This window comes from Brucella anthropi (genome assembly GCF_046630315.1).
In the GTDB taxonomy this organism is placed as follows: Bacteria; Pseudomonadota; Alphaproteobacteria; order Rhizobiales; family Rhizobiaceae; genus Brucella; species Brucella anthropi_A.
This window is the reverse complement of sequence record NZ_LQBD01000006.1, coordinates 124,271-141,175: the sequence shown is the minus strand read 5'-3', so window position 1 is coordinate 141,175 and position 16,905 is coordinate 124,271. Positions and strand designations below refer to the sequence as shown.

Below are 16,905 nucleotides of genomic sequence, written 5' to 3'. Positions count from 1 at the left end.
TCCACCCGCCCTATCACAGATATGACGGATGGATGAAATCATACGCTGATCAAGCGCCTTCAGCCGGAGCTTCGAGGGCAGGCTCAATCGGAGCCTCGGCCTGCGCACCGACGTCGATGCCCATCGCGCCCTGCTGACGGGCAATACCGTCCAGAGCAGCGCGAGCGATCAGATCGCAGTAGAGGGCGATAGCGCGTGCGGCGTCATCGTTGCCCGGGATCGGGTAATCGATCTGGTCGGGATCGCAGTTGGAGTCGATCACGGCGACAACCGGAATACCAAGACGCTTGGCTTCCTGAATGGCAATCGCTTCCTTGTTGGTGTCGATGATGAACATCAGGTCCGGAACCGAACCCATGTCCTTGATACCGCCGAGCGCACGGTCGAGCTTTTCGCGCTCACGCTCAAGGTTGAGACGTTCCTTCTTGGTGAAGCCCTGGGCTTCGCCGGCCAGCAGTTCGTCGAGCTTGCGCAGACGCTGGATCGAGTTGGAGATCGTCTTCCAGTTGGTCATCATGCCGCCGAGCCAGCGCGCATTGACATAATACTGTGCCGAACGGTTGGCGGCATCGGCAATGATGTCCGAAGCCTGACGCTTCGTGCCGACGAACAGAACGCGACCGCCGCGGGCAACCGTGTCCGAAACGACCTTCAGCGCATTGTGCAGCAGGGGAACGGTCTGGGACAGGTCGAGAATGTGGATGTTGTTACGATCACCATAGATGTATGGCGCCATTTTCGGGTTCCAGCGGTGGGTCTGGTGGCCGAAGTGAACACCAGCTTCCAGAAGCTGGCGCATGCTGAAATCAGGCAATGCCATCTTTATTTTCCTTTTCCGGTTTAACCTCCACGGGCTGAGGCGATCGCTCGCCACCGGAGGTCTTTGCCGGATTTCTCCCGACAAAAGCCCAATCCCGTGTGTGGAATAGGCGCGCTGTTAACCGATCGCGCCGCAAAATGCAACCCCGAAACCGCGGGAAATACGGCAGGCAAGGGCTTTAGCCCGCCCCGCCGCGCGGATTTGCACACATAGAATAGCGCTTGAAGCCCATTCCGGAAAGTGCGGAGCGCCTGCGCGGGGAAATCAGCCCACCGGACTGATTTCCGATCCTGCTTCGATCAGATCGAAACGCGTTTTAATGCGGCATTGCGGAAGAGTGATGGGAAGAAATCAGCCAGTCCTTGCCGGTCCAGACATAGGTGAATGTATAGCGCGCATCCGCCTTGCTGCCGTCACCGAAGGTAAACGTATAGGTGCCTGTATCGATGGCCTTGTTACAGCCAGTGCGAATGGTGCGGCTATCGATATGGCCGACTGGCTTTTTCTTCAAAAAGTCACGGAAATAAGCCTCACGCTGTTTTTGCGTATGGCGCACTTCCTTGGAAAGCGTCGGCAGCAGGACTGCATCTTCCGCGTAGTTCGCCACCACCTTCGCCGGATCGCCCGTCCGCAGCGAATTGTTCCAGCGGTCAAACAGCGCGGCCACTTTCGCCTTGGTCGGGACATGGCAATGCGCCGGGGCGGCAGACATGCTGACGCGATCCGCTTTGGCCTCGGCGGTTGTCAAGGAAATCAGCGGCGCTGTAAAAAGCGCAGCGGAAACGAGAATAAGGGAAATATAGTTTTTCATAAAAAACACCGTTGAATAATTAAATTATTTAACATTCATTCCTCCTTACATCAACAATAATCCCAGCCCATCAGAACATAAAGCACAGAACAAAACGATGGTTAACCCAAAAGTTATTTATCGCAGATCACTTTATCCTTTGCAGTATCGTAGACATCAAGCTTCACAAGCTTCCCATGCATGGAAAAATCTCCATAATCCATGGTGAGGTCGCGGGTAATTCCATTGCGATAAAGCTTGAAATTGATGCGGTAGATCGGCAGGCCATCCTGCTTTTCCTTGTCATCGAAATAGGCAATCGTTACAGGCCAGACCCGATCCTTGGAAAACTTGCCCATCACCTTGGTCTCGTCGTCCGGCAGATCCTGCTCCTTGCCGACGACGACGGTGGTGGCAACCACCCGGTCGGCGTCTTCGGACGCATCGAAAAGCGACGTCTGGTAGAATTTCTGCCCGGCTTCCGCCTTGCCGATCAGCTCTTCCATATGCCCGGTCGGGAACTGTGTCCCCTTGAGATCCAGCTTGTTTTCCTTCGGCTTGCTCAGCTCAACAACTGTCTTGCCGCCCTCAAGCTTCGCGTCGCCGCGCACTTCCTTGACCAGTTCCTTGTCCACGAAGGTCTTGTTGACGAAGCGAAAGTTCTTTCCGTCCGCCCCCTCGAATGTCGTCGTCTGCTGATCGGTCACGCGCTGCGGCTGCTCTTCCATGTCGATCCGCGTTACGAAACGGAAATTGGTGGTATAGCCTTCACACGCCGATCCGTTGAACTCATAGACCATGCGTCCGGTCAGTCCGCTGATCCCTGATTTTTCATCGGCACGATCCAGGGTCAGATCATAGACCGCGCGGTGTGGAACCAATGTTACCGTCGAGGCCGCATCGGCAACGCCGGCAAATCCGGCCCATACACAAGCAGCCGTTCCGCCCGCCACAACCGCACTCTTGAAAAAACGCATGCATGAATCTCCCGATGAGTTGACGAGCATGATAAAAAAACTCGTGGCGGAAGCGAGGCAAAAAAAGCACCCTTCCTGAAAGCTTCATCGATTCTGCTTATAATCTGCTTATAAGTAGATCGCGAAGTACCTTTGCAAGCAAGGATTAATACAATGACCGACACGATCGACAGCCGCCTCAAAAACCTGGGTATATCCATCCCGGAGGCCGCGGCGCCCGCAGCCAATTATGTTCCCTTTGCCCAAAGCGGCTCTCTGCTTCTCACATCCGGTCAACTGCCGCTGGACGGCGGCAAGCTTGTGCATACGGGCCGGATCGGGGATGAACTGACAGTCGCGCATGGACAGGCTGCGGCGCGCGCCTGCGCCATCAACATCCTTGCCCAGGCAAAGGCAGCGCTCGGCAGCCTCGAGCGCATCAAGCGGATTGTAAAGATTACCGTCTTCGTGGCTTCCACGCCCGATTTCGTCGAGCAGCATCTCGTCGCCAATGGCGCATCCGACCTTCTGGTTGCGGTTCTGGGCGACGCGGGCAAACATGCACGCTCGGCGGTTGGTGTCGCCAGCCTGCCGCTCAATGCGCCTGTCGAAATAGAAGCGATCATCGAGGCGGCCTGACATGACTTCCATCGACTGGATCAAGAAGCGCCCCGTTGCGCATCGCGGATTGCACGACCTCAACAAGGAGCGCTGGGAAAACACGCTTTCAGCCTTTGAGGCCGCAGCCAAAGCGGGGTTCGCGATCGAGTGCGACGTTCACCTCACCCGTGACGGCGGTGTGGTCGTTTTTCACGATGACGACCTGAAGCGGCTTGCCGGTCGCGAAGGCTATATCAGCGATTTGACGCTTGCCGAAGCGACCGCGCTCAAGATCGGCGGCACCGCCGATCACGTGCCGACCCTTCGCCAGATGCTTGAACTGGTCGACGGGCGCGTTCCCCTCGTCATTGAGCTGAAGGGCATCGAGGGCAAGGACGACGGTCTGGTCGCCGCCGTTGCCAGGGAGTTGGCGTCCTACAAGGGCGAAGCCGCGATCATGTCTTTCGATCATCACCTCGTCCGCCGGTTTTCGACCGATGCGCCGGGCATTCCCGGCGGCCTCACCGCCGAGGGCACGCGCATGGCAGACTTTGAGCGCCATTTCTCCATGTTGGCGCATGGCATCTCCTTCGTCTCCTATAACGTGCATCACCTGCCCAACCCGTTCGTCACATTCGTTCGGGAGAAGTTGCAGATGCCCGTGATCAGCTGGACGGTACGGGATCGCGACATGCAGAAGCATAGCGATCTCAATGTCGATCAGATCACGTTCGAAGGCTTTGATCCGCGCGCCCTCGTGGCTTGACGAGAACGCGCCGAGCGCCGCAAAATATATGCGGTAACGGCAAAGGAATAGCGGTGAACGACGAAGATCCGCAGAATGAGCAAAGCTTCGTTCTCCGTGTCGTTGAGAATATCAGCGAATTCACGGCAGACGAATGGAACAGTCTTGTCGGGGCAACCCGACAGGACGCGCATTACAATCCCTTCATCACCCGCAACTTCCTGCTGGCTCTGGAAGAATCAGGCTCGGTTTCACGAAAAGCAGGCTGGCTTCCGCGTCACTTGCGCCTCGAAGATGACCAGGGGCGTCTCATCGGAGCCGTGCCAAACTATCTCAAGGGGCATAGTCAAGGTGAATATGTCTTCGATCACGGATGGGCCGACGCTTTCGAGCGCGCCGGTGGGCAGTACTATCCCAAATTTCAGGCGGCTGTGCCTTTTACACCGGCCACCGGTCCCCGCCTCCTCAACCACATAGCCTATGAAAGCGAAACCGTTCGACTGGCGCTGGCTGGCGGGCTGCGGGAGCTGGCGGATCAAAGCGGCGTCTCGTCCGCACATGTCACATTCGCGCTGCCGGACGAGATCACCGCGCTGGAACGCGCCGGGTTTCTTCACCGCACAGATCAACAGTTTCACTTTAAAAACAATAGCTTTAAAAGCTATGATGATTTTTTGAATGAGCTCGTCTCGCGAAAGCGCAAGGCGTTGAAGAAGGAGCGGCGCGAGGCACTGTCAGGCGGCATAGAAATCGACTGGCTGACCGGCAGCGATCTCACCGAAGCGGTCTGGGATGATTTCTTTACATTCTATATGGATACAGGCAGCCGCAAATGGGGACGTCCCTATCTGAACAGGCAATTCTTTTCGCTGATCGGCGAAAGCATGGCAGACGATATCCTGCTCGTGATGGCCAAACGCAGCGGACATTATATTGCCGGCGCGATCAATTTCATTGGCGGCGATACGCTTTTCGGTCGTCACTGGGGCTGTATCGAAGATCACCCATATCTGCATTTCGAGGTTTGCTATCATCAGGCAATCGATTTTGCGATTCATCGAAAGCTTCCTATTGTGGAAGCTGGCGCCCAGGGCGAGCACAAGATTGCACGCGGTTATGTCCCGGTCACGACCCATTCGGCCCATTACATTGTCCATGAAGGCTTTAGAAACGCCGTGCGCGACTATCTCGATCATGAACGCCGTGAAGTCGAGCAAATTCAAAGCGCTCTGGAAGAACACTCGCCGTTCAGGGACGCTTAAACCTGTCCACCTTGCCTAACGCGACTTGATACGGTCTGATCCTGTTGAACATTTCGCATTGGAGAATCGCATGTCCGCCACCTATGACGACAACAATATCTTCGCCAAGATCCTGCGCGGTGAAATTCCGTCCACCCGCGTTTATGAAACGGATGACGTCGTTGCATTCATGGATGTGATGCCGCAAGGCACGGGCCATACGCTGGTTGTGCCGAAAGCGCCGTCCCGCAATCTGCTCGATGCCAGGCCGGAAACGCTCGCAAACGTCATTCAGGTCGTGCAGAAGATCGCGCAGGCCGTAAAGAAGGCTTTCAATGCCGATGGCGTAACCGTCATGCAGTTCAACGAGCCAGCCTCGGGCCAGACCGTCTATCACCTGCATTTTCATGTGATCCCGCGCTTTGAAGGCGTGGCGCTCAAGGCCCATACCGGACAGATGGAAGATGCGGCAGTTCTTTCAGCAAATGCTGAAAAAATTCGCGCAGCCCTCTGATAGGACTCACGCTTTCAAAGTGTAAGCAGGCCGATCACCAGCAGGATTTCCGCCACCAGTACGCCGACGAGCAGCCGCTTGCCGGTGAGCAGAAAGGCGGCAAATCCTGCGATGGCCGAACCGGCGCGCAACCAGACGGGTGAATTGGCCAGTTCCCCATTTGGATAGAGAATAAGCTGCGCGATCACGCCTGCAACCAGCGCCGTTGCGACGCAGCGCACGAGAACGAGCACCTCCGAATCCTCTCGCACCCGTCCGCCGATAAACACGCCCATCACGCGGAGCAGATAGGTTGGAAGCGCCCCCGCCAGCAAAATAAACAGAAACGGCCACCACCAGGTCGAAAAACTATCCCAGTTCATTCAACTGCTCCTGCCGGCGGGCGGCGCATCCGGTGAAAACCGAACGCAATCAATCCGCCGAGAATACCCGTGATCAGCAGGTCGTATCCGGGCGCCAGATGGTGGAAAATCGGGAACAGCACGATCCCGGCAATCATGGCGACCTGCCCCGCGCGCTCGCGTGCCGAACGCCAGAGCGAAGTCAGAAAATACATCGGCGTCAGCATGAAAAGTGCGGCAAAAACGATGGGTGGGAATGATGCCGACAATGAATAGACAATGGCGACGATGAGCGCATTGGTTCCCACCAGAACCATGCCGACCCCCGCAAAATAGCTGGTGCGCATATCACGCGGAATCCCGCGCAACTCTTCCATGGCCATGACCCAGGCGGTGACGGCAACGAAATGACACAAAGCCGCCAGCGTCAGTTTCCGCGTTTTTGGTCCTTGCAACTCTGGCAGCAGCGCAACCACCATGGGCATCAGGCGCACGGAAGACAAACCAACGGCGAGCGCCGCGGCAGGCAAAGCCACGCCAGAGCTGATAGCACCGATCAGAACGACTTTCGCCGGAAGTGCCCAGATGGTCAGTGTCATGAAAACGGCCTGAACAACGGTAATTCCGCTTTCGATTGCCAGTCCCGCAAAACCGATGAACGAACTCATCAGCAAAACAGCCGGGATACTGCAAATCCGCGTGCAGCCGCGCAAGAACCATCGCAGATGATGATCTTCTGAATTTTGCTCAGGATAGTCGGAATGAATCAGTGGCATAGGGCCACGTTAGAGCATTTCCAGCAAAAGTGCGAAGCGCCTACGCGGGGAAATCAGTCCACTGGACTGATTTCTGATCCCGCTTCGATGCGTCGGATAATGCGTGAAAGCAAATAGATAGAGCGGTTCGGACGATTCCGCTTAAACCGGAACCGCTCTAAAGCAAGGTCCGGGCGAGTTGCACCCGGTTTCTGCCGCTCGCAGCGGAAAACTTCTGTTTGATCCACATCAAACGCACGCCCATGGAAACGGCCCTCCTGGAGGGCCGTTTCTGGCTTGTTATTTCTTGCACGGCACCTTGGGCACCGAAGATTTGGTCGCTGCGGCCTTCGAAGAAGATTTCGGCGAAGATTCAGCCTTGCCGGCCAGTACCTTTTCCTTCTCGGCTTTCTTGGGCGCCGCCTTCCTGCGTGGCGGCAGCTTCTTTTCAGCCGGAATGTCCTTCTTCGGACTGACCGGCTTGTCGGCCACACTCTCCAGCGACAGATCGGTTTTCCCGTCCGGCTTGGTGACGACATCCACACGAACCGTGCCGCCATGCTTGAGTTTTCCAAACAGCACTTCATCAGCCAATGGCTTCTTGATGTGCTCCTGGATAACGCGGGCCAGCGGACGCGCGCCCATGCGCTCGTCATACCCCTTGTCGGCAAGCCAGGCGATGGCGCCTTCGGTCAGTTCGAATGTCACGCCACGTTCAGCAAGCTGCGCCTCAAGCTGAAGCACGAACTTCTGCACGACCTGATGAATGACCGGAACCGGCAGCGGACCAAACGGAATGATCGCATCCAGCCGGTTGCGGAATTCCGGCGTGAACAAACGGTTGATCGCTTCCATGTCGTCGCCTTCGCGGCGCGTGGACCCGAAACCGATTGCTGCCTTGGCCATATCCGACGCACCGGCATTGGTGGTCATGATCAGGATCACATTGCGGAAATCGATCTTCTTGCCGTTATGATCGGTCAGTGAACCATGATCCATGACCTGCAACAGGATGTTGAACAAATCCGGATGCGCCTTCTCGATTTCATCGAGCAGCAGCACGCAATGCGGATGCTGGTCGACACCATCGGTCAGGAGACCGCCCTGATCGAAACCGACATAGCCGGGAGGCGCGCCGATAAGCCGCGAAACGGTGTGACGCTCCATATATTCCGACATGTCGAAACGCAGGAGCTCCACGCCAAGCGAGCTTGCCAGCTGTTTGGCGACTTCCGTCTTGCCGACGCCCGTTGGACCGGAGAACAGATAGGAACCGATCGGCTTGTCCGGTTCGCGCAATCCCGCACGGGCGAGCTTGATCGAGGCCGACAGCGCTTCGATGGCCAGATCCTGGCCATAGACGACGCGCTTCAGTTCCGCATCCAGATGCGACAGCACCTGTTCGTCATCCTTCGATACGGACTTCGGCGGGATACGGGCCATCGTGGCGATTGTCGCCTCGATTTCCTTCACGCCGATGGTCTTCTTGCGCTTGTTCTCCGGCAGCAGCATCTGGCTGGCGCCGGTTTCATCGATCACATCGATTGCTTTGTCCGGCAATTTGCGATCCGAAATATACCGCGCAGACAATTCCACCGCCGTCTTGATGGCATCGACCGTGTACTTGACCTTGTGGAAATCCTCGAAATAGGGCTTCAGCCCCTTCATGATCTCAATCGCATCCGGGATCGAAGGCTCATTGACATCGATCTTCTGGAAACGGCGCACCAAGGCGCGGTCCTTCTCGAAGAACTGCCGATATTCCTTATAAGTGGTCGACCCGATGCAGCGGATGGCACCGGATGACAGCGCGGGCTTCAACAGGTTCGATGCATCCATCGCCCCGCCCGAAGTGGCGCCAGCGCCGATGACTGTGTGAATTTCATCGATGAACAGGACCGCACCCGGATATTCCTCGAGTTCCTTGACGACCTGTTTCAGACGCTCCTCAAAGTCGCCGCGATAGCGGGTGCCTGCCAGAAGCGTGCCCATGTCGAGCGAAAAGATCGTCGCATCCGCAAGCGCTTCCGGGACCTGTCCCTCGACGATCCGCTTGGCAAGGCCTTCGGCAATGGCCGTCTTGCCGACGCCGGGATCACCCACATAAAGCGGGTTGTTCTTCGAACGGCGGCAAAGCACCTGAATGGTGCGGCTGATTTCGCTGTCGCGCCCGATCAGCGGATCGATGCGCCCGGCCTTGGCCTTGTCATTCAGATTGATGCAGTAGGCGGACAGCGCATCCTGCTTTTTCTTGGTGCTTTCTTCCTGCTCGGTGCTTGTCCGCTCCTCGCTTGCGCTTTCCGCACCGCGCGGTGGACGGGTTTCGGTGCTTTGCGGGCGCTTCGAGATGCCGTGCGAAATATAGTTCACGGCATCGTAACGGGTCATCTGCTGCTCCTGGAGGAAATAGGCAGCATGGCTTTCCCGTTCCGCAAAGATGGCAACCAGCACATTGGCGCCGGTTACTTCCTCGCGGTTGGAGGACTGGACATGAATGACCGCGCGCTGGATGACACGCTGGAAAGCGGCTGTCGGCTTGGAATCCTCGTCATAACCCGTGACGAGATTATCAAGTTCGCGGTCGATATAATCGGTGACGACACGTTTGAGATGCTCAAGGTCGACGCTGCAGGCACGCATCACCGCGCCCGCATCCTGATCGTCGATCAAGGCAAGCAGAAGATGTTCGAGCGTCGCATATTCGTGATGCCGCTCGTTTGCTATTGTGAGGGCTTGATGCAGGGCCCTTTCAAGGCTGGGGGAGAACGATGGCATATGACCTCACTTTTTCTCCATCACGCATTGCAGCGGATGCTGGTTCTGGCGGGCGAAATCCATGACCTGGCTGACTTTGGTTTCGGCGACCTCGTATGTAAATACACCGCACTCGCCGACCCCGTGATTGTGCACATGCAGCATGATGCGTGTGGCATCATCCCGATTCTTCTGGAAAAACCGCTGCAGGACATGAACGACGAACTCCATGGGTGTGTAGTCGTCGTTGAGGAGCAGGACACGATAGAGACTGGGCTTCTTGGTTTTCGGCTGTGTACGCGTGACCACAACGGTGCCGCTTTCCGGACCATTTCCGCCGTCGGTCTTGCTCTGCATGACTATATTGAGATGCCTCATGAAACCTGTTACCCGGATGCCTATCTGCCTGACCCAACCTGCCCTATTATGTAGGTCGTCATGTGGTGATTTTAAGCCCTTCATTGGCACTTGCAACCGGGACTTATTGCAATAACGAGGCTTGACACAGTTATATAGCATCCTCCGAACGACAGCCCTCCGGCCAGACGCTCTCCATATAATATCGGATGTAATGCAGGATTATTGAATATAAGTGCCCATAATTGGGCCTAAGAAACTTGACCCTACAGAAAGCGGAATAATAATTGCCGTTTCGCAATTCGAAAAAAAAATACTAATTTACACACATAATCAAAAAGATAATAAACACATTTCAGATAATATTAGAAAGCGACTTTTCAAAACGCACTTATTTAAAAAAAGCTGCCTCTCCCTCTTCCACTCAGATAAGGCAGCAGTAAATTAAACTCGCGAAAGCGGGTTTTTTTGTTTTCGGCCTGCCCTTTTCTCCATGATGATGTTCTCCCCGCGCCAATGACACATCTGCGTGAGCGGCAGAAACGGGCGCATTTTAACCCGAGGCCGGCACTGCCTGCTCTCCCAAAATTTTTCCGAAATTTATGAACAAAGCAGTTACCATAAACGGATTGGTAACGCTGATGGCAGTAGGATCACCGAATTAGACGCTGTGTGCCTTTTGTGCCGCAGTTTAAAAAATCCGGGATACAGGCAGGTCATCATCGTGCGTACCGCATTTCGTAAAGTTGCATATGCCATGAAAAGAGCGGCACAAGCCACCCTTCTTCTCGCAGTTGTGACGGGGTGTTCAACAGCTTCGACAACGATACCGGCGATAGCGGCCAGCGACAGATATGCAGCCATCGTCATCGATGCGAACACCGGCAAGACATTATTTGCTGCGAATGCGGATGCGAAGCGTTATCCCGCCTCGCTTACGAAAATGATGACCCTGTATATGCTGTTTGAAGCCATACAGGCTGGCCGCATGAACAAGGATACGCGTATCCCCGTATCCGCCTATGCCGCTGCCCGCCCACCCACGAAGATCGGTTTTCGTCCGGGTCAGAGCATCCGCGCTGAAGACGCGGCACTTGCCATGATCACGAAGTCGGCCAACGACGTGGCAACGGCCGTCGGCGAATATCTCGGCGGCTCGGAAGAGCGCTTCGCCCAGATGATGACGGCGAAAGCCCGCCGCCTTGGCATGCGCAACACGACATTCCGGAATGCTTCAGGCCTGCCCAACATGGCGCAGCACTCGTCTGCGCGCGACATGGCGATCCTCAGCATCGCGCTGCGCCAGCATTTCCCGAATGAATTTTCCTATTTCTCGCGCCGCAGCTTCGTTTTCCGCGGACAGACCATCAGGGGCCACAATCGCCTGCTCGGCCGCGTCGAAGGCGTCGACGGCATCAAGACCGGTTACACGAATGCCTCCGGCTACAATCTGGCCTCCTCGGTCAGCCTGGATGGCCGCAGGCTCGTGGCCGTCGTCATGGGCGGCAATACCGGCGCAAGCCGCGATGCCCATATGGCCCAGCTCATCCGCAAATATCTTCCGATGACAACGCGCAGCCGCAACGCCGCGCCTCTGGTCGCCATGCGCAACGACGCGCCGCAGGTGGTTGCTTCGGTTGATCTTCCAAAGGCGCGGAATGCGCCCGTGCCGATGGCCCGTCAGGCCACCGCCGTCGAAGATCTCATCAACAGCGAGAGCGGTGAAGGCGACAGCGACCAGCCCCAGGTTCTGGCGCTTGCGGCACCGACGGCGCGTCCCGCCGCCTTGGCCGCGCAGGCCGCCATTCGCCCGACGCCAAAGGCCGCGGTTCCGTCCGCACAGGCCCAGGATGTCGATCCGGTCACGACCGCATCCGCACCTGCTGCCAGCGGCTGGGCGATCCAGATCGGCTCCCTGCCCAGCGAAGGCCAGGCGCGTGACATGCTGGCCAAGGCTTCTGCCACCGCAGGCGGAACCTTGCGCGCAGCCTCTCCCCATACCGAGACGTTCAGCAAGGGCAGCGCAACGTTCTACCGCGCACGCTTTGTCGGCTTCTCTTCCAAGCAGGCTGCCTGGGATGCTTGCGCTTCGCTGAAGAAGAAAAATTTCGGCTGCTACGCAGTCGCGAACTAACCGATTGCGAGGGGCCTCGCCCCTCGTTGCCACCTTCAAACCCGAATTTGTAGTGCGTAGAGGGTTTCGAGATGTCAAATATGAGAGAAACTTTCGGCCAGCCGCCGTTCAAAACCGTTGACTGGACGCAGGATGAAGCGAAAACTTCAGCCTTCGGTGCGCTGTTCTCCGTCCAGGGGCTTAAACAGGCCGCCCTGCGCATTGCAGATGTGCGGCGCGGCAGCCGCTTTCAGACCCGCGATCTGGTGGGGCTGCTCATCTGCCACGCAGCGCGCAACAAGCGACTGGTTCAACCACGCGCATCCATGCGCATGACGCTTCCCGTGAATTTTGACCGGGTTTCAGTACGCCTGACGATAGAAAATTAAGCCAACCAAGAGATGAATTGAAGAACGCCTGCCGATCTTCGGCGGGCGTTTTTCATGAAAACCTGTTCTTCAAAGCAGGCCGAGCGCTGCCAGTTCCTGACGCAATTCCGCAGGCAAGGCGGCCCTGCCCGCTTTACCGGCGGCCTCATCGCGCGGGACTTCATTTTCAGCCAGATAGCGCCAGCCCTGAAAGGCGCGACGCGGCTGCCATTCGGTGGGAATAACCTTCGGCTCAAGCACAAGATGGCAGCGATTGACACCTTCGCCGTCTGTAAACGGGCGGATATCCAGCAAACGCTGACGACATTGCACATTGCCCTTGATGACCCAGTAGAGCGAGCCACCTTCCAGCAATTCGTCAATCCGCTTGGGCACCATTCTCGTTGTATGAAACTGTTCCGGCACCAGGCCGGCAGCGCGCTGTTCCGCCAGACGGAAATCGATCCAGGCCGCGAGATCTTCGATACTATCGCAGCCGACACAAAGTTTGACGAGATTGAGAGCCATGCCGTTGATTTAGCCAAGTCGAATGCGCGCTTCAAGCCTCAAGCGCCGCATTCCCCAGGTTGCGAATCAACAGGCGACCACATTCACGGCAAGACCGCCCTGGCTTGTTTCCTTGTAACGCTCGCTCATATCGTGACCCGTCTGGCGCATCGTCTCGATACAGGCGTCGAGCGGCACGAAATGCTTGCCATCGCCCTTCACGGCGAGCGATGCGGCAGTCACAGCCTTCACCGCACCAAGCGCATTACGCTCGATACAGGGCACCTGAACAAGCCCGGCAACCGGGTCACAGGTCATGCCCAGATGGTGTTCGAGCGCAATTTCAGCGGCGTTTTCAATCTGTTCGGGCGAACCGCCAAGCACAGCGGCAAGCCCTGCCGCAGCCATGGCCGACGCGGATCCCACCTCGCCCTGACACCCGACTTCCGCACCGGAGATCGATGCATTGTGCTTGATGACCCCGCCGATCGCAGCAGACGTCAAAAGGAAATCCCGGATACCTTTCTGATCGGCATCATCATGGAAATGCAGGTAATAACGCAGGACCGCCGGTACGACGCCCGCAGCACCGTTTGTCGGCGCTGTCACCACCCGGCCACCGGAGGCATTTTCCTCGTTGACGGCCATGGCATAGACCGACAGCCAGTCATTCGCGAGAAGCGGGTTGCTGCGATTGTTGCGCCAATCGTCCTGAAGCTTATCGTGAAGCTGCCGCGCACGGCGGCGCACGTTCAGGCCGCCGGGCATGACACCGTCACGGCTCAATCCGCGCTCGATACAGCCGCGCATGGCCCCCCAAATCCGATCGAGCCCACTGTCGAGATCATCGCGGGCCATGTGTTTTTCTTCATTGGCGCGCTTCATTTCGGCAATCGACAAGCCGCTGTCATGGGCCATCTCAAGCATTTCGGCGGCGCTGCGGAATGGAAACGGCACGTCAGCCTTGTCGTCCTGCTTCGCACCGCTGCGCTGAACACGGCTCAGTTCCTCTTCGGTCACGACGAAGCCGCCACCGATGGAAAAATAGGCGCGACGGAGCAGGAGATTGTCATCGACGTCGAATGCGGAAAAAGCCATGCCATTGGCATGTCCCGGCAAGGGGGTCTTGCGATCCAGCACGAGATCGACCTTCGGATCGAAACGATAGGCCGGATGTCCTTCCGGTTTCACCTTCTTGTCGGCGAACACCTTCTCGACTTCGGCATCCATGATGTCGGGATCGATCGTATCGGGCAGATAACCGCAGAGCCCCAGAATAACGGCCCGATCCGTCGCATGTCCGACACCGGTATAAGCCAGCGAACCATGCAGGCTCGCTTTCAGACGATGGATTTTCGAATGCGCGGGACGCGGCCAGTTTCCCCCGATGATTTCGTCGAGAAACATGTGCGCAGCCGTCATCGGCCCCATTGTATGCGAACTGGAAGGCCCAATGCCAATCTTGTAAAGATCGAAAACCGACAGAAACATTCCACACCTTCTACAGCCCGTCATGGGACTGATTGATCCTGATCGCAGCGTCGCCCGCGATTTGCCTGATCGTCGATTTTAAAGCATTTCCAGCAAAAGTGCGAAGCGGTTTTGCTTGAGGCAAATGCGATGAAACAAACGGTTAGAGCGGTTCCGGCAATTCCGTTTTAACCGGAACAGCTCCAGACAAAATTCGGCAAACAGTCGCGAACGCGCGAAGACCGCGCATCCTTATCAGATAGTGTAGGAAAGGTTCAACGCAAACGGAATGCCGAAATGCGGCATCAAATTTCCGGAATACGTAACTCTGCCCGGCTTCTAGACAGAGAACAGATAAGCCATGAGGATGACAGTAGCGAGACCAACGACTGCCCAGAGCGTAACGCCCCAGCAAGATTTTTGAACGGTTTCGTCCATGGAGATTTTGGCAACCTTGTTGTGCAACTCTTTTACACAGCATCCTTCACAACGCTGTTACCGATCTTATAGCTTCGTGATTATCGGAACGCAACGGCGAAAAGCGGCCGAATTGCGGCGAGCGACTTTCGCCCCCGAAGACGCGCTTTATAAAAGCATTATTTATCAAAATGTTAACAATAGATAGCGTTAATAAAAGCTTTAAAGTGACGGCGAAAATGCGGCATCAGGGTTGCGGCAGCAGCATATCTGTCTTGCCCGCCAGCCAATAAGCGGCAAGCCCGACCCATTCACGCATGGCCACACTGAACCGCGACAGCGCTTCATTCGGAGATTCGAGATAGAGGGCAAAACGCTCGCTGGCGCGTGTTTTATAATCCACGGGCCATGCAACGACATCGAAATCCGCCTTGCGAAAACAGCCGATGGACCGCGGCATATGATAGGCGGATGTGACCAGAAGCCAGGTTTCGCCGGGCTTCGGCCGGGCCAGTTGGCGGGAGAAAACCGCATTTTCCACGGTGTTGCGGGATTTGTTCTCATAAATGTAGCGCTCGCCGGAAAAGCCGAGATCGTCCAGCATCTGCCGTGTGCTGTCCGCCTCCCTGGCGGATTTCTCGAAAAAGGCGCCTTCGCCTCCCGAAACAATAACCCTGGCGTTCGGATATAGCTTCGCCAGCCGCATTGCCTCAAAAATACGGTCAGCGGCACTGTTCAATTCAAAACCTTTGCGTCCTGCATTGATCTCACCGTTCATATAGCCGCCGAGAACAACGATACCGTCCACATGCGGCGGCAGTTCATCCGGCTTTGCGAAACGATCTTCCAACGGGGCGAGCAGAACGGCGCCGAGTGTCGTGAAGGCCGCAAGAAACACAATGGCGATCGATAAGCCAAGCATGCTCAGGCTAAAACGGCGCATGCCGCGCCACAGCGCCGGAAAAGCGATGACGATGAGAACGAAGATGATCGTAACAGGTTGAAAAAACAGCCAGAAAATCTTTGAAAGACTATAGAACAACCACGCTCTCCAACCTGACGCATCTTGCCTGCACGAATCCGTGCGCGATCGCATACTATAGTGTTGCAAAAGCCTGTGTTAGAGATTTGCCGGGAATCGAAAAAGCCGGGCGTCATAGCCAGCCGGAAGGAACCATGTCTAACATCACGACCCAGGATACCGCGCCTTCCTCTCGCCTTCGCCTCGGGCGCATCGATATTGCGCGCGGGATCGCGCTGATCGCCATGGCGATCTACCATTTCGGATGGGATCTCGAATTTTTCGGCTATATGGCGCCGGCCACGACCGCGCATGGGGGCTGGAAACTATTCGCCCGCTGTATCGCGTCGAGCTTCCTGTTTCTGGTCGGTTTCAGCCTTGTTCTGGCGCATGGCAACGGCATTCGCTGGAAGCCGATGGCCAAGCGGCTGGCGCAGATCGTGGTCGCTGCGGGGGCGATTTCAGCCGTCACATGGTATATATCGCCGGACAGCTTCATCTTTTTCGGCATTCTGCACCAGATTGCGCTGGCAAGCGTGCTCGGCCTTCTTTTTCTGCGTCTGCCGGCAATCGCAACATTGGCCGTTGCAATTTTCGTCATCAGCGCCCCATTCTATGCACGCGCCGATATTTTCAACCATCCCGCATTGAGCTGGGTCGGTCTTTCCACCGTGACGCCGCGTTCGAATGATTATGTGCCGCTGTTTCCATGGTTCGGGGCGGTTCTTGTCGGCATTGCGGCTGCGCGCATCTTCGAGCGCCTTGGCTGGCTTCCGCTCCTGGCAGGCGGCATAAGACCAAAGTTCCTAGAAAAGCCGCTGACATTCATCGGCAGGCACAGCCTCGCCTTCTACCTCATCCACCAACCGGTCCTGATCGCTCTGGTCTACGTCTTTTCGCAGATCGTGCCGCCCGCGCAGCCAGCGCCGCGAGAAGCTTTCACACAATCCTGTGTGGCTGCATGCATGCAAAATGGCAGTGAAGAACTATGTCAACGGTTCTGCGGCTGCGTCGTCACCGAACTGGACAAGGCCAAACTGTTCGATGATGTTTTCAGCGGCAAGATCAATCAGGAAAACAACAGCACGGTGCAGGATATCGCACAAATGTGCTCGCCCGTGCCCGATGCCGAATAG

General features: G+C 56.5%; 17 protein-coding genes. 7 read left to right on the top strand and 10 right to left on the bottom strand.

What is annotated here, in order from left to right; all coding sequences use genetic code 11:
* Positions 1 to 49: 49 nt before the first annotated feature.
* The 3 genes from rpsB to eipB form a co-directional block, all read right to left on the bottom strand.
* Complete coding sequence (gene rpsB / locus AVM02_RS04845; RefSeq protein ID WP_411505863.1) at positions 50 to 820, bottom strand: 30S ribosomal protein S2; 771 nt, start codon at positions 818 to 820, stop codon at positions 50 to 52.
* Positions 821 to 1,136: 316 nt separating this feature from the next.
* Positions 1,137 to 1,631 carry an SgcJ/EcaC family oxidoreductase gene (locus AVM02_RS04840; RefSeq protein WP_411505862.1) on the bottom strand — a complete coding sequence of 165 codons (495 nt, stop codon included), beginning with the start codon at positions 1,629 to 1,631 and terminating at the stop codon, positions 1,137 to 1,139.
* A gap of 113 nt (positions 1,632 to 1,744) precedes the next feature.
* Positions 1,745 to 2,587 (bottom strand): cell envelope integrity protein EipB, encoded by an 843-nt coding sequence (gene eipB / locus AVM02_RS04835; RefSeq protein WP_411505861.1) that lies wholly within the window; start codon positions 2,585 to 2,587, stop codon positions 1,745 to 1,747.
* 153 nt (positions 2,588 to 2,740) lie between these two features.
* Here eipB and AVM02_RS04830 point away from each other — a divergent pair, with 153 nt between their 5' ends.
* The 4 genes from AVM02_RS04830 to AVM02_RS04815 all read left to right on the top strand — a co-directional run bounded on the left by AVM02_RS04830 (position 2,741) and on the right by AVM02_RS04815 (position 5,666).
* On the top strand, positions 2,741 to 3,205 hold the full coding sequence (locus AVM02_RS04830; protein WP_411505860.1) for a RidA family protein: 465 nt from the start codon (positions 2,741 to 2,743) through the stop codon (positions 3,203 to 3,205).
* A gap of 1 nt (position 3,206) precedes the next feature.
* The gene (locus AVM02_RS04825; protein ID WP_411505859.1) at positions 3,207 to 3,932 is read left to right on the top strand and encodes a glycerophosphodiester phosphodiesterase; all 726 of its coding nucleotides are present in this window, start codon (positions 3,207 to 3,209) and stop codon (positions 3,930 to 3,932) included.
* A gap of 53 nt (positions 3,933 to 3,985) precedes the next feature.
* The gene (locus tag AVM02_RS04820; RefSeq protein WP_411505858.1) at positions 3,986 to 5,173 is read left to right on the top strand and encodes a GNAT family N-acetyltransferase; all 1,188 of its coding nucleotides are present in this window, start codon (positions 3,986 to 3,988) and stop codon (positions 5,171 to 5,173) included.
* Between the two features lie 70 nt (positions 5,174 to 5,243).
* Complete coding sequence (locus tag AVM02_RS04815; RefSeq protein ID WP_411505857.1) at positions 5,244 to 5,666, top strand: HIT family protein; 423 nt, start codon at positions 5,244 to 5,246, stop codon at positions 5,664 to 5,666.
* Positions 5,667 to 5,680: 14 nt separating this feature from the next.
* Here the strand turns inward: AVM02_RS04815 and AVM02_RS04810 are convergent, their stop codons facing one another.
* The 4 genes from AVM02_RS04810 to clpS all read right to left on the bottom strand — a co-directional run bounded on the left by AVM02_RS04810 (position 5,681) and on the right by clpS (position 9,894).
* Complete coding sequence (locus AVM02_RS04810) at positions 5,681 to 6,028, bottom strand: AzlD domain-containing protein (RefSeq protein WP_411505856.1); 348 nt, start codon at positions 6,026 to 6,028, stop codon at positions 5,681 to 5,683.
* Positions 6,025 to 6,675: an AzlC family ABC transporter permease gene (locus tag AVM02_RS04805; RefSeq protein WP_411505855.1), complete on the bottom strand. Its 651-nt coding sequence runs from the start codon at positions 6,673 to 6,675 to the stop codon at positions 6,025 to 6,027. The genes AVM02_RS04810 and AVM02_RS04805 overlap by 4 nt, the downstream gene beginning before the upstream one ends.
* Positions 6,676 to 7,062: 387 nt before the next feature.
* On the bottom strand, positions 7,063 to 9,537 hold the full coding sequence (gene clpA, locus AVM02_RS04800; protein WP_411505854.1) for an ATP-dependent Clp protease ATP-binding subunit ClpA: 2,475 nt from the start codon (positions 9,535 to 9,537) through the stop codon (positions 7,063 to 7,065).
* Positions 9,538 to 9,543: 6 nt separating this feature from the next.
* Positions 9,544 to 9,894 (bottom strand): ATP-dependent Clp protease adapter ClpS, encoded by a 351-nt coding sequence (gene clpS, locus AVM02_RS04795; RefSeq protein WP_411505853.1) that lies wholly within the window; start codon positions 9,892 to 9,894, stop codon positions 9,544 to 9,546.
* Positions 9,895 to 10,597: 703 nt separating this feature from the next.
* Here clpS and AVM02_RS04790 point away from each other — a divergent pair.
* Together AVM02_RS04790 and AVM02_RS04785 are read left to right on the top strand one after the other, a co-directional pair.
* Positions 10,598 to 12,007, top strand: coding sequence for an SPOR domain-containing protein (locus tag AVM02_RS04790; RefSeq protein WP_411505852.1), 1,410 nt, complete (start codon positions 10,598 to 10,600; stop codon positions 12,005 to 12,007).
* Between the two features lie 71 nt (positions 12,008 to 12,078).
* Positions 12,079 to 12,375, top strand: a complete 297-nt coding sequence (locus AVM02_RS04785; RefSeq protein ID WP_411505851.1) for a hypothetical protein — start codon at positions 12,079 to 12,081, stop codon at positions 12,373 to 12,375.
* Positions 12,376 to 12,444: 69 nt separating this feature from the next.
* Here AVM02_RS04785 and AVM02_RS04780 read toward each other — a convergent pair whose 3' ends face one another.
* The 3 genes from AVM02_RS04780 to AVM02_RS04770 form a co-directional block, all read right to left on the bottom strand.
* Positions 12,445 to 12,882 (bottom strand): DUF1489 family protein, encoded by a 438-nt coding sequence (locus AVM02_RS04780; RefSeq protein ID WP_411505850.1) that lies wholly within the window; start codon positions 12,880 to 12,882, stop codon positions 12,445 to 12,447.
* Between the two features lie 66 nt (positions 12,883 to 12,948).
* Positions 12,949 to 14,352 (bottom strand): L-serine ammonia-lyase, encoded by a 1,404-nt coding sequence (locus tag AVM02_RS04775; protein ID WP_411505849.1) that lies wholly within the window; start codon positions 14,350 to 14,352, stop codon positions 12,949 to 12,951.
* Positions 14,353 to 14,995: 643 nt separating this feature from the next.
* Entirely contained in the window at positions 14,996 to 15,790 is a 795-nt protein-coding gene (locus tag AVM02_RS04770) for a YdcF family protein (protein ID WP_411505848.1), read from the bottom strand.
* Positions 15,791 to 15,924: 134 nt separating this feature from the next.
* Between AVM02_RS04770 and AVM02_RS04765 the strand changes: the two genes are divergently transcribed.
* Entirely contained in the window at positions 15,925 to 16,905 is a 981-nt protein-coding gene (locus AVM02_RS04765; protein WP_411505847.1) for a heparan-alpha-glucosaminide N-acetyltransferase, read from the top strand.